Below are 22,766 nucleotides of genomic sequence, written 5' to 3'. Positions count from 1 at the left end.
CCCCAAAGAGCAACTATGAGGAACAAAACGGGCAGCGAAGCTGTCACAGTCTCCCTACTCTCCGGAGAATTCCCAGCTCATAGGGCGTGTCACCGGCCCTCAGCGGCCGGTCCTCATTGCGGCACTCCTAAGGCCGGTCCGATGGCCGGCCGGGAGGTGAGGTGTCACCGGCCCTCAGCGGCCGGTCCTCATTGCGGCGTCGTGAACGCGCGCGTGCAGGCGATGTATGTGGACGTGTCACCGGCCCTCAGCGGCCGGTCCTCATTGCGGCCTATGCCGGGCGCCGAGATCGGCGAGCAGCGCCGCGTGTCACCGGCCCTCAGCGGCCGGTCCTCATTGCGGCATCGGCCCCTACCGCCCCAAGCCCGGCGAGTTCGACGTGTCACCGGCCCTCAGCGGCCGGTCCTCATTGCGGCCTCGCCGATTTCGGCACCGACGACGAGCCCGCCCAGGGTGTCACCGGCCCTCAGCGGCCGGTCCTCATTGCGGCAGCTTTGGCCTGGGCAACCTGCGGCACCTGAGGGCCAAGTGTCACCGGCCCTCAGCGGCCGGTCCTCATTGCGGCTCGATGACCTCGACGTGCGGGAGCCCATCGGCCCGCGTGTCACCGGCCCTCAGCGGCCGGTCCTCATTGCGGCCCTGTCACCGCCAGCGCCCTGGCGTTCCTGAGGGATGTGTCACCGGCCCTCAGCGGCCGGTCCTCATTGCGGCCTTTCGATGCGCAGGGGACGGCCCCCGGGGCGGGGGTGTCACCGGCCCTCAGCGGCCGGTCCTCATTGCGGCCCGAGCCCGGCGGCGCGCTGGTGGCCTCGGCCGACGAGTGTCACCGGCCCTCAGCGGCCGGTCCTCATTGCGGCTACGCCGGGCGGGTGCACAGCATCGCCAGCGAGAGCGTGTCACCGGCCCTCAGCGGCCGGTCCTCATTGCGGCTCGTCCTGGGCTTGTGGCAGCGGCCGCACGGGGACGTGTCACCGGCCCTCAGCGGCCGGTCCTCATTGCGGCACGACCGTTTGGTTCTCACGGACGAGCCGAGTGGTCAGGTGTCACCGGCCCTCAGCGGCCGGTCCTCATTGCGGCCCCTAACACGAGCAGAGACCGGCCGGGCACGCTGCGTGTGTCACCGGCCCTCAGCGGCCGGTCCTCATTGCGGCACCCGCTGGGGCGACCTGCCGACGACCCCGTTCAGGCGTGTCACCGGCCCTCAGCGGCCGGTCCTCATTGCGGCCGCCACGTTGCGAGCGTTTTTGGGAGTTAGGTAGATGTGTCACCGGCCCTCAGCGGCCGGTCCTCATTGCGGCTCCGAGACGCCCCAGAGCTCCCCGACCTGCGCCGGCGTGTCACCGGCCCTCAGCGGCCGGTCCTCATTGCGGCGAGACCGTCTGCGAGGCCTGCGGCGGCACCGGCCAGGGTGTCACCGGCCCTCAGCGGCCGGTCCTCATTGCGGCGCCGACGAAGACGGGCGCTTGTACGAGGACACCCCGGTGTCACCGGCCCTCAGCGGCCGGTCCTCATTGCGGCCCTGTTCTCGGGCGCGTTGCAGTCGGGCACGGTGGCGGTGTCACCGGCCCTCAGCGGCCGGTCCTCATTGCGGCTTCATCAGCGCCTTGTACTGCTGGTAGGTGCGGGGGTGTCACCGGCCCTCAGCGGCCGCTCCTCATTGCGGCTTGTAGCCGTGTCACCGGCCCTTAGCGGCCGGTCCTCGTTGTGGCGCTCGTCGCTCGGTAGGGAACTTTCCACAGCAGATGTGTCACCGGCTTTCGGGAGCTGCTCCTCATTGCGAGATGGCTCGCTCTTGAGCAAGGGCGTCGATGTGCTCTCGAGTCGAATGTCCAAATCGCACTAGGCGATGGCTCGTTGCCGGGACAGGACGTCGGGAATGGGACTACCAGCAGGACATCCATCTCCCACGACCAGGGCGCTGGCACCATTGCGGATGGCAGTGACCAGCCTTGTTCTTGGGGCGCTCGGAGAGCATTTTGCCGGGGGTCTCCGACTTGAGCAGGCCCGGGTGTTCCGGGGATGCTCCGTGCTTCACCGGGGCGACCGTGCGGACGTATCGGAGCGTTTCGATGGCGGGAATGGAGTCGGTCCGTCCTTTGCGTGACAGCTCGTGGTCACCGGGCCCGTTGAGTGCTCAAGGGGCGGGCGGTTTGGCAGCGGCGCACCTGGTCGCCAGGGGCCGCCGGCGAGACGGTGTCAGCTTCGCGCCGGCTCTTCGAGGCGACGGGGCACCCATCGGGGCGTTCGGCGGAGCGCGAGAGGCTTCCGCATAGGGTTGGACTCCGGTCCCTGGAAGATCACGGCGTTGCTCGGGGCGACGGAGATCCCTGCCGGGCTCTCGGGGCGTGTGAACACACGCAGAGATGATCATGGGACAGGGGTTCGCCCGGTGTCGTGTGAACCGTCGGAGTGCCGTGGGAGACGGCCGGAGCCGCTGACGAATGGCTGGCAAACGATCGAGAGGCCTGATCATCAGGGTGATGATCAGGCCTCTGACCTGCTAGTTCGTGTCGGGATGGCGGGATTTGAACCCACGACCCCTTGACCCCCAGTCAAGTGCGCTACCAAGCTGCGCCACATCCCGGTGCCTGGCGGAGCAGGCGTGACTACCTTAGCGCAGTCGGCGGCCTAGTGCGTAACGGGAATTCGGAAGGGCGGGTGACCTGGGGCTGCGGGGGCTGGTGGGATGGGCGGGTGGCTTCTGTGATGTGGCGTGGGCTGGTGTTCTCGGTGGCGGTGGTGCTCGCGGTGGGCGGGTGCACCACTGGGGGAGGGGAGTCGCGGGTCGGGCAGAGTCCGCCGGTGGTGGAGACGACGGCGGGTAGCGGGGCGCCGGGGCCGGTGCCGTCCGCCTCGGAGCGCAGGCGGCGGGTGGTGCCTCGGGTTCCTGCGGGGGTGTGGGCCGGGTACATGGTGTTCGACCGGGCCGCCGGGAAGGTGACGGTGCGGCGCGATGCGCATCAGACGGTGCGGTCGGCCTCGGTGGTGAAGATCCTGATCGCGCTGGACTACCTGGAGTCGCGGCGGGAGGTGCCGGCGGGGGATCTGGCGCTGTTGCGGGGGATGCTGCGGTCCAGTGATGACCGGGCGGCCACGGTGCTGTGGACGCGCGGTGGGCGGCGGGCGATCGTGGCGCGGATGGTGAAGCGGCTGCGGCTGGTGGATACGGCGCCGCCGCCGGCCGACCGGCCGGGGTATTGGGGGTACACCGCGATCAGCGCCCATGACGTGGTGAAGGTGTACCGCTACCTGCTGGAGCGGGCGCGGCCCGAAGTTCGGGACGTGGTGCTGGGGGAGCTGCGCAAGGCGACCCGGTGCGGCACGGACGGGTTCGACCAGTACTTCGGGATTCCGCGGGCGGTGCGGCGGCCGTGGGCGGTCAAGCAGGGGTGGTCGGGGTTCGGGACGGTGCCGGCCGAGCCGTGCGGGCAGGCGGGGGCGAACGGGCTGCGGTACCGGCCGGCTGCGGCGCCCGATCTGGGGCTGGGGCGTCCGGTGCTGCACACCACCGGGACGGTGGGGGAGGACGACCGGCACATCGTGGTGGTGCTGACCCTGCATCCGGCGGGCAGCTCGTTCCGGGCGGCCTCAGGGCGGCTGACCGCGCTGACCAGGCAGGTGCTGCAGGCCGGCGGCATCTGAGCGGGGCCGCGCCGGGGCGGTCGTTGCCTGATTGTTATCGCTCGCAACAAAACCGGGGGGTCTTTCCTCTAGCGATGCTGGTCGTCGCGTCATATGTTGCGGAGCACAACATTCATACGGTGGGGCGTGACCCGTCCCGCCATGCGACGCGCGTTGCCATACGTCCGGAAACCCCACCCCGCGCGGCCGCTGACCCGGCGGCCGCGCTTCCAGAAAGGACCCGTGCAGATGCGCAAGGGAATCCTCGGTATCGCCGCGATCTCCACGGCGGCCGCCCTCACCCTCACCGCCTGCGGTGACGACTCCGCCGACGGCGGCCAGGGCGGCGCCGTCCAGGGCAAGGTCGGCGTGATCCTGCCCGACACCAAGTCCTCGGTCCGCTACGAGAGCTTCGACCGGCCCTACCTGGAGCAGGCGTTCAAGGCCGCCGGCGTGCAGTACGACATCCAGAACGCCGAGGGCTCGGTGCAGCGCTTCCAGACCATCGCCGACCAGATGATCACCAGCGGGGTGACCGTGCTGCTGATCGACGGCATCGACTCCAACTCGGCCGCCGCGGTGACCCGCAAGGCCCAGCAGCAGGGCGTCAAGACCATCGACTACGACCGGCTGACGCTGGGCGGCGTGTCGGACTACTACGTCTCCTTCGACAACGTGAAGGTCGGCGAGGAGCTCGGCAAGGGCCTGCAAAAGTGCCTCGGCGACAAGAAGGCCAACATCGTCTACCTGAACGGCGCCCCCACCGACAACAACGCCACCTTGTTCGCCCAGGGCGCCCACTCGGTGCTCGACAAGGTCTCCAGCTACACGAAGGTCGCCGAGCAGGCCGTGCTCGGCTGGGACAACCAGCGCGCCGCCACCATCTTCGAGCAGATGTGGACCGAGCACAAAGGCGAGATCGACGGGGTGCTGGCCGCCAACGACGGGCTCGGCAACGCCGCGGTGTCCATCCTGAAGAAGAACAAGGTGGCCGGGAAGGTCGCGGTGACCGGCCAGGACGCCACCTTGCAGGGCCTGCAGAACATCCTGGACGGCACCCAGTGCATGACCGTCTACAAGCCGATCAAGCAGCAGGCCGAGGCCGCCGCCAAGCTGGCGATCTCGCTGCTGAAGGGTGAGCAGGCCGAGACCAACGGCGTCACCAAGGACCCCGAGGGCAACCGGGACGTGCCGTCGGTGCTGCTCACCCCGGTGGCGATCTTCAAGGAGAACGTCAAGCAGGTCGTCGACGACGGCTTCGTCAAGAAGGACGAGCTCTGCGCGGGCGAGTACGCCGACAAGTGCGCCGAGGCCGGTATCCAGTGAGCCCGCTTCGGCACCCGTCCCCTCCCGGCCCGGACGGGTGCCCGCGGCGCACCCCGGGCACGCGCGGATCCGCAGGCCGGGTGCCGCGGCAGATCCGGTGAAGAGCGCCTCGCGCCCGGCCCGGCGACCCCGGGCCGGGCGCGAGGCCGACGAAGATCCGGTGACCGGCGGGGACGCCCGCGCCCCGGGCGTCCCCGCCCGTCCGGAAGGAGCACAGTGGCTGACAAGGCAACCCCGGTGCTGCAGCTGACCGGGGTCAACAAAAGCTTCGGGGCGGTGAAGGTCCTGCACGATGTGGACTTCGCCGTCTACCCGGGAGAGGTGACCGCGCTGGTCGGCGACAACGGCGCCGGCAAGTCCACCCTCATCAAGTGCATCGCGGGCATCCACCCGGTCGACTCCGGCGAGTTCTTCTTCGAGGGACGCCCGGTGACGATCAACAGCCCCCGCGACGCGGCGGCGCTGGGCATCGAGGTCGTCTACCAGGACCTGGCGCTGGCCGACAACCTCGACATCGTCCAGAACATGTTCCTGGGCCGCGAGCGCACCCGCGGGCTGGTGCTGGACGAGGCGTCGATGGAGGAGTCGGCCCGCCAGACCCTCGCCAAGCTGTCGGTGCGCACCGTCAAGTCGGTGCGGCAGCTGGTGGCCAGCCTGTCGGGCGGGCAGCGGCAGACCGTCGCGATCGCCAAGGCCGTGCTGTGGCAGTCCAAAGTGGTGATCTTGGACGAGCCCACCGCCGCGCTCGGCGTCGCGCAGACCCGCCAGGTGCTGGAGCTGGTGCGGCGCCTGGCCGACACCGGCCACGGCGTGGTGCTGATCTCCCACAACATGAACGACGTCTTCCAGGTGGCCGACCGCATCACCGCCCTGTACCTGGGCCGGGTCGCCGCCCACGTCCCGCGGTCCGCCGTCACCTCCACCCAGGTGGTCGAGCTCATCACCGCCGGCCGGTCGGGGGACCTCGGCCTGTCCCCGGCGACCACCGACAACCATCTGTGAGCGGGGGCGCTGCGATGTCAATCCACTCCCACGAGCTCAAGGAGACCGCCGTGAAGGTCGCCGACGCCGACTTCGCCATCGACCGGCGCGAGCACACCACGGCCTCGGCCGTCCGCGACTACTGGGCCAAGGTGCGCGCCGGGGAACTGGGCTCGCTGCCGGCGGTCTTCGGCCTGGTGTCGCTGATCGTGCTGTTCACCGCGCTGCGGCCGGAGACGTTTTTGTCCGAGCGCAACATCGCCAACCTGTTCGTGCAGGCCATGTCGGTGACGATCCTGGCGCTGGGGTTGGTGTTCGTGCTGCTGCTGGGCGAGATCGACCTGTCGGCCGGGGTGACCAGCGGGGTGTGCGCGGCGGTGATGGCCAAGCTGATGGTCGAGGCCGGGCAGCCCTGGTACACCGCCGTGCTCGCCGCGCTGCTCACCGGGCTGCTGATCGGCGCCGTCATCGGGCTGCTGGTGGCGGTGGTGCGGATACCGTCCTTCGTGGTGACGCTGGCGCTGTTTTTGGGCCTGCAGGGCATCACGCTGCGGCTGATCGGCGAGGGCGGCACCGTCCCGGTGCGCGATGAGGTGATCGTGGCGCTGGCCAACGACAACATGCCGATCTGGCTGGGCTGGACGCTGGCGGTCGGCTGCTCGGTCCTGTTCGCGGCCTCGCAGCTGCTGCGCCGGCACCGCCAGCGCAGCCGCGGGCTGATCGCGCCTCCCCTGGGGCTGGTGGTGGGGCGGATCGCGGTGGTGACGGCGGCGCTGCTGGGCATCACCTTCCTGATGGGCCTGGACCGCGCCCCCAGCCCGACGGTGGTGCTCAACGGCGTGCCGTGGGGCGTACCGCTGGTGGCCCTGCTGGTGATCACAGCGACCTTCGTGCTGGGCCGCACCGTCTACGGCCGGCACGTGTACGCCGTCGGCGGCAACGCCGAGGCCGCCCGCCGCGCCGGCATCAACGTCACCGCCATCCGCATGTCGGTGTTCATGATCGCCTCCACGCTGGCCGCGGTGGCCGGGATGGTGGACGCCTCCCGGCTCAACTCCGTCACCCCCGACGCCGGCGCCGGCAACGTGCTGCTGTACGCGGTGGGCGCCGCGGTGATCGGCGGCACCAGCCTGTTCGGCGGCAAGGGCCGGGCCATCGACGCGGTGCTGGGCGGCCTGGTCATCTCGGTGATCGCCAACGGGCTGGGGTTGCTGGGCGCGCAGGCCTACCTCAACATGCTGATCACCGGCGGGGTGCTGCTGCTGGCCGCCAGCGTCGATGCGCTGGCCCGCCGCAGGCGCGTCGCCGTCGGCCGCTGAGGCGCACCGGCCGGGCCGCCTCCGCCCCGGCGGCCCGGCTGGTAGGCTCGCGGCGGCGTGTGATCGTCCCGCTTGCCGGGGACGGGGCGCCAGGTGGGGAGCTCTGCGAGATGTCCGTGACGCCCGTACTGGACCTGCGGGGGGTCGGCAAGAGCTTCGGCCCCGTCCAGGTGCTGCACGATGTCGCCCTGTCGGCGTACGCCGGCGAGGTCACCGCCCTGGTCGGCGACAACGGGGCGGGCAAGTCCACCCTGGTCAAATGCCTGGGCGGGGTCTGGCCCATGGACCGCGGCGAGTACCTGTTCGAGGGCCGCCCGGTGCGGGTCGGCAGTCCCCGCGAGGCCGCCGAGCTGGGCATCGAGATCGTCCACCAGGACCTGGCGCTGTGCGAGAACCTCGACATCGTGCAGAACATGTTCCTGGGCCGGGAGTGGCGCAACGGCCTGGTGCTGGATGAGGCCGCCATGGAGGAGCTGGCCATCCGCGCTTTGACCGGGCTGTCGGTGCGCACCATCAAGTCGGTGCGGCAGCCGGTGTCCGGCCTGTCGGGCGGGCAGCGGCAGAGCGTGGCCATCGCCCGCGCCATGCTGTGGGACGCCAAGGTGGTGGTGCTGGACGAGCCGACCGCCGCGCTCGGCGTCGCGCAGACCCAGCAGGTGCTGGAGGTGGTGCGGCGCCTGGCCGACAAGGGCCGGGCCGTGGTGCTGATCTCGCACAACATGAACGACGTGTTCGCGGTGGCCGACCGGATCTGCGCGCTGTACCTGGGCCGCACCGTCGCCCAGGTCAAGGCCTCGGAGGTGACCTACTCCCAGGTCGTGGAGCTGATCACCTCCGGGCGCATGGACGGCTTGGACGGCTCCGGCGCGGTCGCCGGCCGCAACGGCACCGGCCGCCTCCGCGAGGCCGGACGGGGATGATGCGCGCCGCTCCGTCCCCGGAAGAGGCCCGCCGGCACAACCTGGGCACGCTGCTGCGCCACATCCATCTGCGGGGGGCGGCCTCGCGTGCCGAGCTGGCCGAGGGCATGGGCCTCAACCGCAGCACGATCATGGCGTTGACCGGCGAGCTGACCGCCGCCGGGGTGGTGCGCGAGGAGCTGCCGCGCGAGGTGCGCCGGCGGGCCGGCCGGCCGTCGCTGGTGGTGCGCCCCGAATCGACCCGGGTGTATGTGCTGGCCTTCGACATCGGGGTGGACCGGCTGGTGGCCGCCCGGGTCGGGCTGGGCGGGGTGATCTTGGAGCGGCGCGAAAGCGCCCGCCCGCGCGGCCCGTTCGACCCCGATGAGGTGGTGGGCGCGCTGGCGTCCTTCACCCGCCAGCTGGTGCGCCGGGCCGACCGGGACGCGGTGTGCGTGGGCGCGGGGGCGGCGTTCTCCGGCATCGTCCGCAGCGCCGACGGGATGCTGCGCTACGGGCCGAACCTGGGCGCCACCGACGTGTCGCTGGGGGACGCCCTGTCGCGGCGGCTGGGGCTGGGGGTGAGCGTGGCGATCGGCAACGACGCCAATCTGGGGGCGCTGGCCGAGCACCGCCGCGGCGTCGGGGTCGGCTGCAACGACCTGATCTACCTGCACGGGGACGTGGGAATCGGCGGCGGCATCATCGTCGGCGGCCGGCTGCTGGGCGGGGCCGACGGCTACGGCGGCGAGGTCGGGCACATGGTGGTCAACCCCGGCGGGCGGCGCTGCGGCTGCGGCTCGCGGGGCTGCCTGGAGGCCGAGGTCGGCGAGGACGCCCTGCTGGCGCGGGCCGGGCAGGTCGCCGCCGGGCGGATCGGCCGGGATGCGGTGCGCGCCGTGGTGGACGCCGCCGACCGCGGCGACGCCGTCGCCCGCGACGCGCTGTGCCGGACCGGCGACTGGCTGGGGCTGGGCGTGGCCAACCTGGTCAACATCTTCAACCCCGCCATGGTCGTCTTCGGGGGGACGCTGCGGGACATCTACCTGGGGTCGGCCGCGCAGGTCCGCAGCCGGCTGGCCACCCATGGGCTGGCCGCCCCCCGGGAGCGGGTGAAGCTGCGCACCGCCGAGCTGGGGGACGACACCACCTTGATCGGCGCCGCCGAGCTGGCCTTCAGCGAGGTGCTCAACGACCCGCTGGAGGTGCTGGGCCGGCTGCGCGCCGCGTCCTCCGGCACCTGAAAGCGGCCCCGCCGCCTCAAGGCCGCGGCGGGGAGGAACATGCGAGGCCGAGGAGGGTCGCTTGATGAAGACACGGACGTTCGCCGGCACCCGGGTGGGTGCGGTCGGTCTGGGCTGCATGAGCATGAGCTGGGCTTACGGCCCGTCCGAACGCGACGACCGGGCCTCGCAGGCGCTGATCCGCGAGGCGGTGGAGCTGGGCGTGACGTTCCTGGACACCTCCGACGTCTACGGCCTGGGCCACAACGAGACGCTGATCGGCCGGGCGCTGGCCGGCATCCGCGACCGGGTCGTGCTGTGCACCAAGGGCGGGCTGGTCGGCGACCCGGACACCGGACGGGTCGGCCGCAACGGCTCGCCCCGCCACCTCAAGCAGGCGGCCGAGGCCAGCTTGCGGCGGCTCGGCACCGACGTCATCGACCTGTACTACCTGCACCGGGTCGATCCGGAGGTGCCGCTGGCCGACAGCTGGGGCGCGCTGGCCGAGCTGGTCGCCGAGGGCAAGGTGCGGCGGATCGGGCTGTCGGAGGTCACCGTGGCCCAGGCCGAGGAGGCGCACGCCATCCACCCGGTCTCGGCGATCCAGTCGGAGCTGTCGCTGTGGACGCGCGACCCGACCGGCGTTCCCGGCGGCACCGCCGGCGGGATGAGCGGCCAGGGCATGTCGGACCAGGAGGCCGGGGACGTGGTGGGCTGGTGCGCCGCCCACGGCGCGGTGTTCGTGGCGTTCTCCCCGCTGGGCCGGGGCTTTCTGACCGGCACGATCACCAAGGCCGACTTCGAGGAGGGCGACATCCGGCGGCGCAACCCCCGCTTCCAGGAGGAGGCGCTGCGCCGCAACATGCGGATCGTCGAGGCGGTCCGCCGGGTCGCCGAGCGGCACGGCGCCACCCCGGCGCAGGTCGCCATCGCCTGGGTGCTGGCCCGCGGCGAGCATGTGATCCCGATCCCGGGCACCAAGAAGTCCCGCTACCTGCGGGAGAACGCCGCCGCCGCGGACTTGGAGCTGACCGCCGCGGACCTGGCGGAGCTGGACGCCCTGCCGGCCCCGGTCGGTGACCGCTACTGAGCCCTTTCTCACCCGCCGTATCTCCGCGATGCCCACCGCGGAGATACGGCGGGGCCTGAAGGCGGCGCGGCGGCATGCGCCGCCAGGGCCTCCGCCTCGGGTCTTTTGTGAAACGCCCGTCCCGCCGTGGCCGCCCCGACGCGGGATCAGCCGGCCGGTTCCGCCAGTTTGGCCACCTCGCCGAGCAGCCCCAGCTGCGCGGCGATGGTGGTCAGGTCGAAGTAGACCCGCTCGCAGACGATGCGGTCGCCCTCGAACAGGAACAGCGCCGCCATCCGGCAGGTGAACGACTTGCCGGTGGGTGGAAAACCCAGGTAAGGGCCCAGATGGGTGCCTTTGAGGTCGAACTCGGCGATCACCGCGTCGTCGGCGTGCCGCAGCACCACGTTCTCGTTGCGCTGGTCCGGGAAGGCCTCGCGGGTGGTCCGGTAGTAGCCCATGACCTCCTCGGGCCCGTCGAAGACCTGGCCGGTGGCCATCAGCTCATAGCGGGGATGGTCGAAGGTGCTCAGTGCCCGATCGAAGTCCAGTGCGTTCTCGGCCTCCATGTGCTCGCGGACGACCGCCTCGCGCCTGGCCCGCAGATCCGCTGCCTCCGCCGCTGTGCTTCCCACGGCAACCTCCTCTTTCCTCCCCATGTAACGCGCCGGCCGGTGATCGGGTAACGATGATCCTTGAGGGCCGGTAAGAAATTGGCCATACCCGGTCGTGGCGATGGCACTCCTCACCGGAAGAGCCGCGGCCCGCAGAGCCCCTGGCGGAAAAATCGGTCGCCCAGGGGCCGTATGGTGGCTACGGTCTTGCAGGTTGCGGCGCCGGTTTCGGCGACCGTGACGAGCGGCCTTCTTTGCGCCGGGACCGCCCCCTCCGGTCGCGGCGCCGCCTGCCTTCCGTCGCGGACGGCATGAGCGGACGGCATGTGTGGTGAAGACGATCGCTGTGAAGGGACGCCTGTGACGACGCCGCTGGCCGAGCTACGGCAGCGACTGCCCCAGCTGATGGCCGAGGACCGGCATCGGCTGCGCCGCCGTATCGACGGGGCGTGCAAGCTGCGCGAGGAGACGCGCCTGGCCGCGGTGACCGCCAAGATCGCCGCCGACGTCGAACGGGCCGAGGCGAAGGTGGCGCGCCGCCGGGCGGCGGTGCCGCCGATCACCTACCCGGCCGAGCTGCCGGTCACCCAGAAGAAAGACGAGATCGCCGCGGCCATTCGCGACCACCAAGTGGTGATCGTGGCAGGGGAGACCGGCTCGGGCAAGACCACCCAGCTGCCCAAGATCTGCCTGGAGCTGGGCCGCGGGGTGCTCGGCACGATCGGGCACACCCAGCCGCGCCGCCTGGCCGCCCGCGCCGTCGCCACCCGCATCGCCGAGGAGCTGGGCACCACGCTGGGGGAGCTGGTCGGCTACAAGGTGCGCTTCACCGACACCTCCAGCGACGACACGCTGGTCAAGCTGATGACCGACGGCATCCTGCTGGCGGAGATCCAAGGCGACCGGCTGCTGCGCCGCTACGACACGATCATCATCGACGAGGCCCACGAACGCAGCCTCAACATCGACTTCCTGCTGGGCTACCTGAAGGAGATCCTGCCCCGCCGCCCCGACCTGAAGGTGATCATCACCTCGGCGACCATCGACCCGGAGCGGTTCTCGGCGCACTTCGGCGGCGCCCCCATCGTGGAGGTCTCCGGCCGCACCTACCCGGTGGAGGTCCGCTACCGCCCCATCGTCGACCCCGACGACCCCGAGGCCGACCCCGACCGCGACCAGATCCAGGCCATCAGCGACGCGGTGGACGAGCTGTGCGCCGAGGGCCCCGGCGACATCCTGGTGTTCCTGTCCGGCGAACGGGAGATCCGCGACACCGCCGAGGCGCTGGCCAAACGGGACCTGCCCGGCACCGAGATCCTGCCGCTGTACGCCCGGCTGTCGGCGGCCGAGCAGCAGCGCGTCTTCCAGCCGCACCGCGGTCGGCGGATCGTGCTGGCCACCAACGTCGCCGAGACCTCGCTGACGGTCCCGGGCATCAAATACGTCATCGACCCCGGCACCGCCCGCATCTCCCGCTACAGCCACCGCCTGAAGGTCCAGCGCCTGCCGATCGAGGCGATCTCCCAGGCATCGGCCAACCAGCGCAAGGGCCGCTGCGGCCGGGTCTCCGAAGGCATCTGCATCCGCCTGTATTCGCAAGAGGACTTCGAAAGCCGCCCGGAGTTCACCGACCCGGAGATCCTGCGCACCAATTTGGCCTCGGTCATCTTGCAGATGACCAACCTGGGCCTGGGCGACATCGCCGCCTTCCCGTTCGTCGACCCGCCGGACCGGCGCAACATCAAGGCCGGCATCGACCTGCTGATCGAACTGGGGGCCCTCGACCCGGCCGCCAAGGACCCGCGCAAACGGCTCACCCCGCTGGGCCGCAAACTGGCCCAGCTCCCGGTGGACCCCCGCCTGGGCCGCATGGTGCTGGAGGCCGACCGGCTCGGCTGCGTCCGCGAGGTCCTCATCATCGCCTCCGCCCTGTCCATCCAGGACCCGCGGGAACGCCCCGCCGACAAGCAGCAGGCCGCCGACGAAAAGCACCGCCGCTTCGCCGACCCGTCCTCGGACTTCCTGGCCTACCTGAACCTGTGGAACTACCTGCAGGAGCGGCAGCGGGAGCTGTCCGGCAGCCAGTTCCGCCGCATGTGCAAGAACGAATTCCTGCACTACCTGCGGATCCGCGAATGGCAGGACCTGCACGGCCAGCTCAAGCAGGTCGCCAAGAGCCTGGGCGTGACCGTCAACACCGCCGACGCCCCGCCCGAGCGCATCCACCAGGCGCTGCTGGCCGGGCTGCTGTCGCACATCGGGCTGCTGGACCCCGAACGGCGCGACTACCTGGGCGCCCGCGGCGCCCGCTTCGCCATCTTCCCCGGCTCGGGGCTGTTCAAGAAACCGCCGCGGTGGGTCATGTCGGCCGAGCTGGTGGAGACCTCGCGGCTGTGGGCCCGCGTCAACGCCAGGATCGAACCGGAGTGGATCGAACCGCTCGCCGCCCACCTGGTCAAACGCACCTACAGCGAACCGCACTGGTCCAAACGGCAGGGCGCGGCGATGGCGTACGAACGGGTCACCCTCTACGGGGTGCCCATCGTCACCCAGCGCCGGGTCAACTACACCCGCATCGACCCGGAACTGTCGCGGGAGCTGTTCATCCGGCACGCCCTGGTGGGCGGCGAATGGGACACCCACCACGCCTTCTTCCACGAGAACCGGGCGCTGCTGGAAGAAGTCGAGGAGCTGGAGCACCGGGCCCGCCGCCGCGACATCCTGGTCGATGAGGAGACCTTGTTCGACTTCTACGACCAGCGCATCCCCGCCGAGGTCGTCTCCGTCCGGCACTTCGACGCCTGGTGGAAGAAGGCCCGCCGCAAGAATCCGGACCTGCTGAACTTCGACAAGCAGATGCTGATCAACGCCGGTGCCGGCGAGGTCAGCGAGGCCGACTACCCCGACCACTGGCAGCAGGGCCCGCTGCGGCTGAAACTGACCTACCTGTTCGAACCCGGCGCGGACGCCGACGGCAACGACGGCGTCACCGTGCACATCCCCCTGGAGGTCCTCAACCAGGTCAAAGCGGACGGGTTCGACTGGCAGGTGCCGGGGCTGCGCGCCGAACTGGTCACCGAGCTGATCCGCTCGCTGCCCAAGCAGCTGCGGGTCAACTTCGTGCCCGCCCCCGACGTGGCCCGCAAGGTGCTGGCCCGGCTCTCGCCCCGCACCGAGCCGCTGCTGGCGGCGCTGGAACGCGAGCTGCGCGCCATGACCGGCGTCACCGTGCCCCGCGAAAGCTGGGACTATGCGCGCGTCCCCGACCATCTGAAGATGACCTTCCGGGTGGTCGACGGCCGCGACCGCACCGTCGCCGAGGGCAAGGACCTGGAGGAGCTGAAACGGCGGCTGCGCGGCAAGGTCCGCGGCACCCTCTCAAGCGCCGCCAAAAAGGACGGCATCGAGCGCAGCGGGCTGAAGAGCTGGGACATGGACGCCCTCCCGCAGGTCTTCGAACGCCGCCACGCCGGATACGCGGTCAAGGCCTACCCGGCGCTGACCGACGAAGGCGACAGCGTCGCCGTGCGCCTGTATGAGACCCCGGCCGAGCAGCGGCAGGCCATGTGGGGCGGCACCCGCCGGCTGCTGTTGCTGAACTCGCCGTCCCCGATGAAGTTCCTGACCGGTGGGCTGAGCAACCAGGCCAAGCTGGCCTTGAGCCGGAGCCCGCACGGCTCGGTGCCGGCGCTGCTGGACGACTGCGTCACCGCCGCCGCCGACAAGCTCATGGCCGAGGCCGGCGGGCCCGCCTGGGACGCGGCGGGCTTCACCAGGCTGCACGACCATGTGCGCGCCGAGCTGGCCGACACCGCCGCCGCCATCGTCGGCCAGGTCGGGCAGATCCTGAGCGCCGCGCACGAGGTCGACCGGCGGCTGCGCGGCACCACCAGCCTTGCGCTGGTGCCGTCGCTGACCGACCTGCGCACCCAGCTCAAGGAGCTGATCGCCCCCGGGTTCGTCACCGCCACCGGCTGGCAGCGCCTGCCCGACCTGCTGCGCTACCTGCGGGCGATGCTGGTGCGGCTGGACAAGCTGCCCGACAACCCCGGCCGGGACCGGTTGCTGATGCAGCAGGTGGAGCGGATGCGGCAGGAGTACGAGCAGCTGCTGCGCCGCCTGCCCGCGGCCCGCCGCCAGGAGGAGCCCGTCCGGCACATCCGGTGGATGCTGGAGGAGTTCCGGGTCAGCCTGTTCGCCCAGCAGCTGGGCACCCGCCATCCGGTCTCCGAAAAACGCATCCTCAAGGCCATCGCCCAGATCCCGCTGTGACCGGAGAACCTCAGGACCCGGGAGCGACGGTGAAACAGCAGTCGCCGCACAGGCCCCCGCCGCCGAGACGGTAGTAAAGGCAGCAGCTGCGGCGCCGGAACGTCAGCCCCGGCCCCGCCGGCACGCCCGAGCCGCGCAGCTCCTCTTCTTCCAGCAGCCGCCGGGCCAGGCGCCGGCTGCGGCCGGCGAGGCCGGGGTGGGCCGCGGCCAGCACGCGCAGCGCCCCGATCATCGCCGAGGCGGCGTTGCCCCACAGCAGCCCGGCGGCCACCGGCACGCGGGCGCGCACCGCCTCATGGACCGCCGTCAGCTGCCCTTCGATGACCGAACGGCGGACGGCGGCGGCCATCTGCGCCACAGGGCCTGCCGCCTCGTCCCGTTCGTGAAGGCCGGCGGGAGCCCTCACGTCCGCCTCCTCCGCTCCGTCGTCCCGTCCGGCGTTCTTCGCATCCGGCGTCCCGGCCCGCAGGAGGTCCGCCGATCTCGCCGCATCGAGCCACAGCCGGACGGTGCCGGAGGCGTCCAGACGCTGCCGCAGCGCCGCCAGGTCCGGCACCAGCCCGTGCAGCAGGGCGCAGCCCAGCACCGGCGACCACAGCCGGGCCGCCAGCGCGAGCTGGGCGGTGGAGGCGGCCACCCGGTCCACCGGAACGCCCAGGCGCGCGGCGGTCGCCTCGATGAGGGCCGGCACCCCCTCCGGCACCGGCCGCCACCGCGGGTCGGCGCCTTCTGCCGGATCGGTGGAGACGGCGAAGAAGGGGCCCAGGCGCGCGACGTCCGCCAGCGCCTCCGCCACGGCCCGTCCGGATCCTCCCTGCCGCACGCCGGGAGTATAGGAACGACTGCGGCCCGTGGCCCAGGCCGCCCGTCACAGGGCACGGCGAATGGAAGTCGCCACAACCATCCCCAAGTCCCTACAGCCCCATATACCAAGTGCGTATCGTTTCATGTCATGTCGAACAGCGATGAGCCCGGTGTCAACAGCGCGGAGCTGGTCGCGCGCTCCGCGCACACGGGCGGCCAGGGGGACGCCGACACCGCCGTGGCGCGGGTGGGCGACCCCGTCACCGTCTGGCCCTGCGCCAACTGCGGACGGCCGGTGCCGCAGCCGGTCGGGGGTGTCCGCATCATCCGGTACTGCCAGGACAACGACGGGGCGTGCGAGCGCGAGGCGCGCAGCCGTCGCGAGCGCAACCGGGACGCTCCCGGCCTGACCGGCCAGGTCGCCTGGACCTGGGAACTGGTCGAGCGTCTGGAGAAGATGGCCGACGGGCTCGCCGAGTCGCTGACGGCCGAGCTGAGCGTGGCAGGGGTGGAGCGGCGCATCGCCGAGGTGCGGGCCGAGGCCGCCCGGGACCTGGCCATCGCGCAGACCGAACGCGACGCCTCCCAGCGGCAGGCCGAGGAGGCCCGCCACGAGGCCGCCGCCGCCCGGGCCCGGGCCGAGGCGGCCGAGGAGGAGGCCCGGCGCGCCCGCGAGGAGGCCAGGATCGCCACCGCCAAGCGGGACGCCGCCCAGCAGGCCTGGGAGGAGGCCCAGCAGATCGCCCAGCAGGCGGTGGCCGCCAAGCAGGCCGCCGAGTCCGAGCGCGACCGCGTCACCGCCCGCGAGGGCGAGCTGCTGTCGGCGCTGGAGTCCAGCCGCGCCGAGCTGGTCTCCCTGCACGCCAAGCTGGCCGAGGCCGAGGCCGCGGTGGAGGCGCAGCGCGCCGAGGCCGCCGCCGCCCGCAAGAGCGCAGATGACCTGCGGGCGGTCATGCGGGAGGCCGAGGCGCAGCGGGCCCAGGCCGTCCAGGCGGCCACCAAGGCCGAGGAGGAGCGCAACGCCGCCCGCCGGGCCCAGGCCGAAGCCGAAGCCGAGGCCGCCCGGGCCAAGGCCCGCTGCGAGGAGGCGCTCAAGGAGCGCGACGCCGCGCTGGTCCAGGCCCAGCAGGCCCAGGCCGAACGCGACCAGCTCAGCGCCCGCCTGGCCGAGCAGGCCGGGCAGACCCAGCAGCTGGCCCAGACGGTCACCGAGCTGCAGGCGGCGCTGACGGCGCTGGCCGCCGAGCGGGACGCCGCCCGCGCCGAGGCCGACCGGGCCCGCCGCCAGATCGACCAGCTCACCCAGAACGTCTCCTCCGGCGTGCAGAACGTCGCGCAGGGGGTGCTGTCGTCGGTGACCCCGGCCGCGCCCCCCGTGCCCGGCGGCGCCCCCTCCGCGCCGGCCGCACCGCCGGCCTCCGGCGGGCCGGGCGCTCCGGTGCCACCCTCCCCCGGCACCCAGAGCACGCCTTCGCCCACCCCCGGCGCTCAGGGGGGCGAGAACAGGCCGATCGGCGGAGGGGTGTATGAGGCCCCCGCCGCCGGTTACAACGCCTCCTCCGGCACCTTCGCCCCGCTGCCGTCCCCCTACGCCCCTCCCGCCGCCAACGGCCAGGAGGGAAACGGCCGCGGCCCCAACGGGGAGGCGGACCGGGAGGACCCGCTCTTCGCCCGGCCCTGACCGGCCTTCGTGACGCGTCCGCTGCCCGGATCCGGCCTTCAGGAGGGCAGCGGACGCGGGTCGCGGCGCAGCGGATGGTCGGCGGGCACCTCCACCAGCGCGATCCGCACCCCATCGGGGTCGGCGATCCACATCTCGATCAGCCCCCACGGCTCCTGCCGCGGCTCGCGCAGCACGGTGACCCCCGCCTCGCGCAGCCGCCGGTGCTCGGCGTGCACATCGCGCACCTGCAGCCACAGCATCAGCGCCGCGCCCGGCCCTTCGGCGGAGCGTCCGGAGACCTCCAGCAGGCCCTGCCCGAGGAAGTAGACCACCCCGGGTTCCTCCGGCGGCCCGAACTCCCGGTAGACGGCCAGGCCGAGCACGTCCCGGTAGAAGCGGTGGCTGCGCGCCGGATCGGCCGGACGCAGCAGGATCCGGCTGCTCAGCACGTCCATGGCGACCTCACCGAAAAGAAGGCGACGGCGCCCGGGGCCCGCCTCGGGGGCGCCTGCGGCGGTGCGGCGATCGGCATCGAATGTCCTCCTGCGTCCGTGCGGCGACCTCAAGGTCCATCCAGGTGGCCGGCCTGCTCCGGCCGCGCGGCGCCGCTGTAGGGGGCGGCGAAGACCTCCAGCGTCCGGTCCAGGTGCGCCGTCCACCAGGTCACCAGCGCCGCGTCCGCCGGCGGCGGGCCCTGGCGGTCCCGGCGGCGTTCCAGGTAGTGGCGGCGCAGCGGGCCCAGATCGCACAGCTGCTCCCACCACAGCCGGTGCACCGCCGAGCAGATCTGCCCGGCGTCCAGCGGGAAGGCCGCACGGTGGCCGTCCACGAACGCCTCCACCCGGTCCAGGTCCAGCCCGCGCTCCTCGCCGTACCCGGCGAACAGCGCCACCGCCGCGCGCACCAGGTCCTCGGCGAACGGCGCCACGCGCAGCCCGCCCCATCCGACGACCGCGCTCACCTGGCGGGTCCGGCCGTACAGCAGGTTGCGGGCGTGAAAGCCGCCGTGGATGTAGCCGACCGTGAACGCCTCCGCCTCCGGCGGCTGGTGGTCGGCCAGCTCCCGCAGCAGCTCCCGCCGCTCGCGCAGCCGCCGGCCGGCCAGCGCGGCGAAGTCGTCGCCGTCCTGCGGCAGCGCCGCCAGCAGCCGGTCCGCGGCGGCGATGGCGTCGGCGGCGCGGGGAGTGGGCACCAGCAGGCTCTGCTGCACCGGAGGGGCCAGGCGGTCCAGTTCGGCGTGCAGCCGCCCCAGCAGCCCTCCGAGCTGGCGGCACTGGCCCAGCGACAGCTCCAGGCCGTCGCGCCGCGCCCCCTCGATCCAGGGGTAGACGGCATAGGCCCGGCCCTCGGCCTGCACCAGGGTGCGGCCGGCGCGGGCGGGCAGGGGGGCGGGCACCGGCAGCCCGGCCGCATCCAGCGCCGTGGTCACCGAGTGCTGAAACAGCACCCGTTTGCGGTCGATCTGCCCGTACCGCTTGAGCAGGACGGTCCTGCCGGTGCCGGTCTCCACCCGCCATGCCCGGTGCGGGCCGTCCACCGGCAGCGGGACGAACCGCCGGGCCTCGCCCAGCTCCCAGCGGCGCAGCAGCCGTGGCGGCGGCTCGGCGTCAGGCTCGCGGTCGCGCACGTGGGCACCTCGCTGGCGTCGCGCTGACGAAAACTTCGCACTTGCTCGAACTGGTGTTCAGCCGACGCTACACGCGCCGCTCGGCCGCGTAAAACCCCGGCGCGCCCAGGGCATCGGCGGCATCCCGCCCGATGCAGACCGCGATGAACCTTTTTCCTGGTTCGCCGTCTGCGCAGGCGCTGCGATCTGGGACGGAAAAGGGCTGCCGCGGGGCGGTCTTCGACCGCGGAGCGGGAACAGCTCAGGCGGAACCTTCGGCGGCGCGCCGTCTCCGCCTTCAGGAGGCGGGCCGCAGTGACGACAGTGAGGAGTCGCGATGGACAAGCTCAGCGAGGACGCCAAGGCGCTGCTCCGCCGTCCCCTGCACGGCTGGGCCACCACGGTGCGCCCGGACGGCTCCCTGCACAACACCGTGGTCTGGGTGGATGTGGACGGCGACGACGTCATCATCAACACCGCGGTCGGCCGGGCCAAGGAAAAGCACCTCAAGGCCGACCCGCGGATGGCGGTGAGCGTCAAGGACCCCGACAACGACTACCACTACCTCAGCGTGTCCGGGACGGCCCGCCTGGAGACCGAGGGCGCCGACGCCGTCATCGACCGCCTGGCCAAGAAATATCTGGGCGCCGATCGCTACCCTTTCCGGCAGCCGGGTGAGAAGCGCGTCACAGTTCGGCTGACGCCGGAAAAAGTGATTTACAGCACGGGTGCCTGAGCTGGGCGAACGCAGGACGTGACGGAACTCTCTCCGATTTTTGCGAACGTCGTGCCGCTGATTCTTGTCCCATAGATGTGAGCAGGCGGGCGGGGCCGGACGCCCGCTGTGGATTCATGTTTTTGGGGGATCAGGAAATGCACGACGGAAAGGACCGTGAACCGCTGGTGCAGACGGTGACCTCGGGCCGGGTCGCCGAGGACGACGTGGCGCGCGCCGAGCGCGCGGTGCGCTCGGTGCTGGCCGGGGTGCCGGGCCGGACCGCCTCGGCGCGGGTGACGCTGACGGTGCTGGGCGAGCCGGCGCCGCCGCGGCCCGCGCTGGCCCAGGCGATCGTCGAGCTCGACGGCCGCCGGCTGCGCGCCCAGGCCGCCGCGCGAAGCCTGCCGGAGGCCATCGAGCTGATGCAGCACCGCCTCGCCCACAAGGCCTCCTGGGCCGCCTGAGGCGCCCCGGCATGAGCGCCTGCGAAACGGGCGGCGTGTTCCCCCGGCTTTAGGAACACGCCGCCCGTCTGCGGTCGGTTCGGTGCGCTCAGCCTTTCTCCTCCTGTTGCCCGCCCATTTCCCGGACGATCACGCTCTCATAAGGGCGTGAGGGGTCGGGCCAGTAAGTCAGTGTCGCCAGCGCGGTGCCGTTCTCACCGCGGATCTCGAATCGGTAGCCGTTTTCGGGCTGCTCCAACGCTGCGGCGGCCTGGTCATGGCGGAGCCGGCACATGGTGTCGACCTTGTCGAGCGCCCCTTGGAGGGTCTCGGCGTCGGTGACGAACCTGGCGGGCTCTCCGCTCTCCCAAATCTGGAACATCGGTGCGTCCTGTCGACGGTTGCGGACAACGGTGTGGAAGGGACCGTGCACCCCCGCCTTCGCACAGGGGACAGCTTGCGCCTATTTGCTCCGGTTTTCAACTTCTCTCAGAGCAGTGGTTCCGCGGCCCCGGTCTCATCCACGGCGCCGCCCGGTGACATGGACGGTCCGAAGGGGCGCGGTCACAATCGGTCGATCATCTCCTCCAGCAGCGCGCGGGTCTGGAAGGCGGGGCAGGCGTCCACCGACAGCCGGTCCATGACCTGGCGGTAGCGGTCCACGTCGGCGGGCTTGTCCAGGTACAGCGAGCTGGTGAGCTGCTCCAGGTAGATCACATCCGACAGGGTCTGCTCGCCGAAGCGCAGGATGGAGAACGGGCCGCCGGCCGCGGCGTGCCCGCCGGCCGAGAACGGCACGATCTGCAGCGTGATGTGGTCCAGCTCGGTCATCCGGATCAGGTGGCGCAGCTGGTCGCGCATCACCTCCGGGCCGCCGAGGGGGCGGCGCAGCGCCGCCTCGTCCACCACCGCCCACAGCCGGAGCGGATCCGGGCCGTGCAGCCGGCCCTGCCGGGTCATCCGCAGCCGTACCCGGCGCTCGATCTCCTCTTCCGGGGCGTGGGGGTGGCCCAGCCGGACCACGGCCCGGGCGTAGTCCTCGGTCTGCAGCAGCCCCGGCACGAACTGCACCTCATAGGTGCGGATCAGCGTGGCCGCCTGCTCCAGGCCGATGTAGACCAGGAACCAGTCCGGCAGCACGTCGCCGTACTGGTGCCACCAGCCGGGGGTGTTGGACTGGCGGGCCATCGCCAGCAGGCTTTCGCGCAGCTCGCCGTCCGTCACCCCGTACAGGGTCAGCAGGTCGGCCACGTCCCGTTCCTTGAAGCCGACCCGGCCGTTCTCCATCCGGCTGATCTTGGAGTGGGAGCCGCGGATGGCGTACCCGGCCTCCTCGGTGGACAGCCCGCGTTCCTCGCGCAGCCTGCGCAGCTGGGCGCCGAGCGCGATGCGCAGCGCGGTTGGACCGTTCCGAGGGTAGGCGATCACGTTGGCCGGCGGCTCGTCTGCGGCGTGAGCTGGGCTCATGAGCGCTCCCGGGGGGTCATGCCGGCCGGGCGGGGCGCAGCGGGCCCCGTTGCCGGCAGGCGGGGTCTGATGTCCATGCTGCCACGACACCTCCCATATGAGATGGGCAACGAGCCGGGCCCCGGCGGGTTACGTGTGATCTTTTGATGAAATGCACGTGCATCAGACCTTGCACCTGCACAATGAACGGAGCAGGATAGCCCGCAGGCCCCCCGGCGTGACCCCCCGGAGATCGCGATGAACGCACACCTGACCGACAGCGATCGTGAAGCCCTGTGGTTGGCGCATGAGCTCCGCGAAGAGATGCGGCAGGCGCTTGAGCGGAGAGGGGTGACCAGCGCTCCCGGCGTATCCCCCTTCGTCGACTCCACAGGATGTCCCAGCGTGATCGTGCGCATGGACGCCGAGGCCGCCCGTGCCCTGACGGGCATGCTCGGCGAGCAGCGCGCGATGTCCTCCGTGGCCTCCCCCATGGCGCCGCCCGCGACGGCTCCCGCGGCGCCGCCCCCGGTGCCGCCTCCCGCGCAGCGCCGTGACGACGGCTCGCACGTGTTCCCCGCACGCGAGCCGGTCGGCTACCCCCAGCTTTGATCGCGGCCCGGCGCGTTCGCAGGGACGGCGTGTTCCCCGCTCACGCGTCGCCCCCGCAGATGAGCGCCCGCACCGCCGGCGCTCGTCCTGCGGGCATCGAGCCCTTGCCCGAGGGAGCGGCCCGCCATCGCGCCGGCCGCTCCCCGGAAA

Annotated in this window: 18 protein-coding genes, 1 tRNA gene and 1 CRISPR repeat array; of the genes, 12 read left to right on the top strand and 7 right to left on the bottom strand. The window is 72.0% G+C overall.

All coding sequences use genetic code 11. The features are described from left to right. Window positions 1-86: 86 nt before the first annotated feature. A CRISPR array of direct repeats spans window positions 87-1,709; the repeat unit is 37 nt; unit sequence GTGTCACCGGCCCTCAGCGGCCGGTCCTCATTGCGGC. Between the two features lie 801 nt (window positions 1,710-2,510). After that, a tRNA-Pro gene (locus BUE48_RS13280) sits at window positions 2,511-2,584 on the bottom strand. A 110-nt stretch (window positions 2,585-2,694) separates the two neighbouring features. Between BUE48_RS13280 and BUE48_RS13275 the strand changes: the two genes are divergently transcribed. From BUE48_RS13275 to BUE48_RS13245, 7 genes are all read left to right on the top strand, one after another. Further along, entirely contained in the window at window positions 2,695-3,642 is a 948-nt protein-coding gene (locus tag BUE48_RS13275) for a D-alanyl-D-alanine carboxypeptidase family protein (protein WP_286989981.1), read from the top strand. A 228-nt stretch (window positions 3,643-3,870) separates the two neighbouring features. Further along, the gene (locus BUE48_RS13270) at window positions 3,871-4,947 is read left to right on the top strand and encodes a sugar ABC transporter substrate-binding protein (protein WP_286989980.1); all 1,077 of its coding nucleotides are present in this window, start codon (window positions 3,871-3,873) and stop codon (window positions 4,945-4,947) included. Between the two features lie 216 nt (window positions 4,948-5,163). Then, window positions 5,164-5,949: an ATP-binding cassette domain-containing protein gene (locus tag BUE48_RS13265; RefSeq protein WP_012853009.1), complete on the top strand. Its 786-nt coding sequence runs from the start codon at window positions 5,164-5,166 to the stop codon at window positions 5,947-5,949. 50 nt (window positions 5,950-5,999) lie between these two features. Beyond that, a complete protein-coding gene (locus BUE48_RS13260) occupies window positions 6,000-7,247 on the top strand; it encodes a sugar ABC transporter permease (RefSeq protein WP_245536855.1) in 1,248 nt (415 codons plus the stop codon). A 110-nt stretch (window positions 7,248-7,357) separates the two neighbouring features. Further along, on the top strand, window positions 7,358-8,167 hold the full coding sequence (locus BUE48_RS13255; RefSeq protein ID WP_012853007.1) for an ATP-binding cassette domain-containing protein: 810 nt from the start codon (window positions 7,358-7,360) through the stop codon (window positions 8,165-8,167). Then, window positions 8,167-9,390, top strand: a complete 1,224-nt coding sequence (locus tag BUE48_RS13250; RefSeq protein WP_148233015.1) for an ROK family transcriptional regulator — start codon at window positions 8,167-8,169, stop codon at window positions 9,388-9,390. The genes BUE48_RS13255 and BUE48_RS13250 overlap by 1 nt, the downstream gene beginning before the upstream one ends. Before the next feature lie 64 nt (window positions 9,391-9,454). Further along, window positions 9,455-10,459 (top strand): aldo/keto reductase, encoded by a 1,005-nt coding sequence (locus BUE48_RS13245; protein WP_012853005.1) that lies wholly within the window; start codon window positions 9,455-9,457, stop codon window positions 10,457-10,459. A gap of 146 nt (window positions 10,460-10,605) precedes the next feature. On the opposite strand, the gene BUE48_RS13240 is transcribed toward BUE48_RS13245, so the two are convergent. Further along, window positions 10,606-11,073: an ester cyclase gene (locus tag BUE48_RS13240; protein WP_012853004.1), complete on the bottom strand. Its 468-nt coding sequence runs from the start codon at window positions 11,071-11,073 to the stop codon at window positions 10,606-10,608. Between the two features lie 339 nt (window positions 11,074-11,412). Here BUE48_RS13240 and hrpA point away from each other — a divergent pair, with 339 nt between their 5' ends. Next, window positions 11,413-15,324, top strand: a complete 3,912-nt coding sequence (gene hrpA, locus BUE48_RS13235) for an ATP-dependent RNA helicase HrpA (RefSeq protein ID WP_286989977.1) — start codon at window positions 11,413-11,415, stop codon at window positions 15,322-15,324. Window positions 15,325-15,334: 10 nt separating this feature from the next. On the opposite strand, the gene BUE48_RS13230 is transcribed toward hrpA, so the two are convergent. Continuing rightward, entirely contained in the window at window positions 15,335-16,147 is an 813-nt protein-coding gene (locus tag BUE48_RS13230; protein WP_041439688.1) for a (2Fe-2S)-binding protein, read from the bottom strand. Window positions 16,148-16,276: 129 nt separating this feature from the next. Here BUE48_RS13230 and BUE48_RS13225 point away from each other — a divergent pair, with 129 nt between their 5' ends. Then, a complete protein-coding gene (locus BUE48_RS13225; protein ID WP_286989975.1) occupies window positions 16,277-17,809 on the top strand; it encodes a chromosome segregation ATPase in 1,533 nt (510 codons plus the stop codon). A 38-nt stretch (window positions 17,810-17,847) separates the two neighbouring features. Here BUE48_RS13225 and BUE48_RS13220 read toward each other — a convergent pair whose 3' ends face one another. Further along, window positions 17,848-18,246 carry a VOC family protein gene (locus BUE48_RS13220; RefSeq protein ID WP_012853000.1) on the bottom strand — a complete coding sequence of 133 codons (399 nt, stop codon included), beginning with the start codon at window positions 18,244-18,246 and terminating at the stop codon, window positions 17,848-17,850. A gap of 107 nt (window positions 18,247-18,353) precedes the next feature. Next, window positions 18,354-19,418 (bottom strand): phosphotransferase enzyme family protein, encoded by a 1,065-nt coding sequence (locus BUE48_RS13215; RefSeq protein ID WP_012852999.1) that lies wholly within the window; start codon window positions 19,416-19,418, stop codon window positions 18,354-18,356. Between the two features lie 316 nt (window positions 19,419-19,734). Between BUE48_RS13215 and BUE48_RS13210 the strand changes: the two genes are divergently transcribed. Both BUE48_RS13210 and BUE48_RS13205 read left to right on the top strand, forming a co-directional pair. Continuing rightward, window positions 19,735-20,133: a PPOX class F420-dependent oxidoreductase gene (locus BUE48_RS13210; RefSeq protein WP_012852998.1), complete on the top strand. Its 399-nt coding sequence runs from the start codon at window positions 19,735-19,737 to the stop codon at window positions 20,131-20,133. Window positions 20,134-20,270: 137 nt separating this feature from the next. Beyond that, on the top strand, window positions 20,271-20,579 hold the full coding sequence (locus BUE48_RS13205; protein ID WP_012852997.1) for a hypothetical protein: 309 nt from the start codon (window positions 20,271-20,273) through the stop codon (window positions 20,577-20,579). A gap of 88 nt (window positions 20,580-20,667) precedes the next feature. Here the strand turns inward: BUE48_RS13205 and BUE48_RS13200 are convergent, their stop codons facing one another. Both BUE48_RS13200 and BUE48_RS13195 read right to left on the bottom strand, forming a co-directional pair. Next, window positions 20,668-20,940 carry a hypothetical protein gene (locus tag BUE48_RS13200; protein WP_012852996.1) on the bottom strand — a complete coding sequence of 91 codons (273 nt, stop codon included), beginning with the start codon at window positions 20,938-20,940 and terminating at the stop codon, window positions 20,668-20,670. A 182-nt stretch (window positions 20,941-21,122) separates the two neighbouring features. Then, window positions 21,123-22,025, bottom strand: coding sequence for a Sco1979 family transcriptional regulator (locus BUE48_RS13195; protein WP_286989972.1), 903 nt, complete (start codon window positions 22,023-22,025; stop codon window positions 21,123-21,125). Window positions 22,026-22,262: 237 nt separating this feature from the next. Between BUE48_RS13195 and BUE48_RS13190 the strand changes: the two genes are divergently transcribed. Next, the gene (locus tag BUE48_RS13190; RefSeq protein ID WP_012852994.1) at window positions 22,263-22,616 is read left to right on the top strand and encodes a hypothetical protein; all 354 of its coding nucleotides are present in this window, start codon (window positions 22,263-22,265) and stop codon (window positions 22,614-22,616) included. Window positions 22,617-22,766 lie beyond the last annotated feature (150 nt).

Source organism: Thermomonospora sp. CIF 1, assembly GCF_001896795.1.
GTDB classification, from domain to species: domain Bacteria; phylum Actinomycetota; class Actinomycetes; order Streptosporangiales; family Streptosporangiaceae; genus Thermomonospora; species Thermomonospora curvata.
Note: the sequence above shows the minus strand (reverse complement) of the source record. Positions and strands in the feature narration are given on the sequence as shown.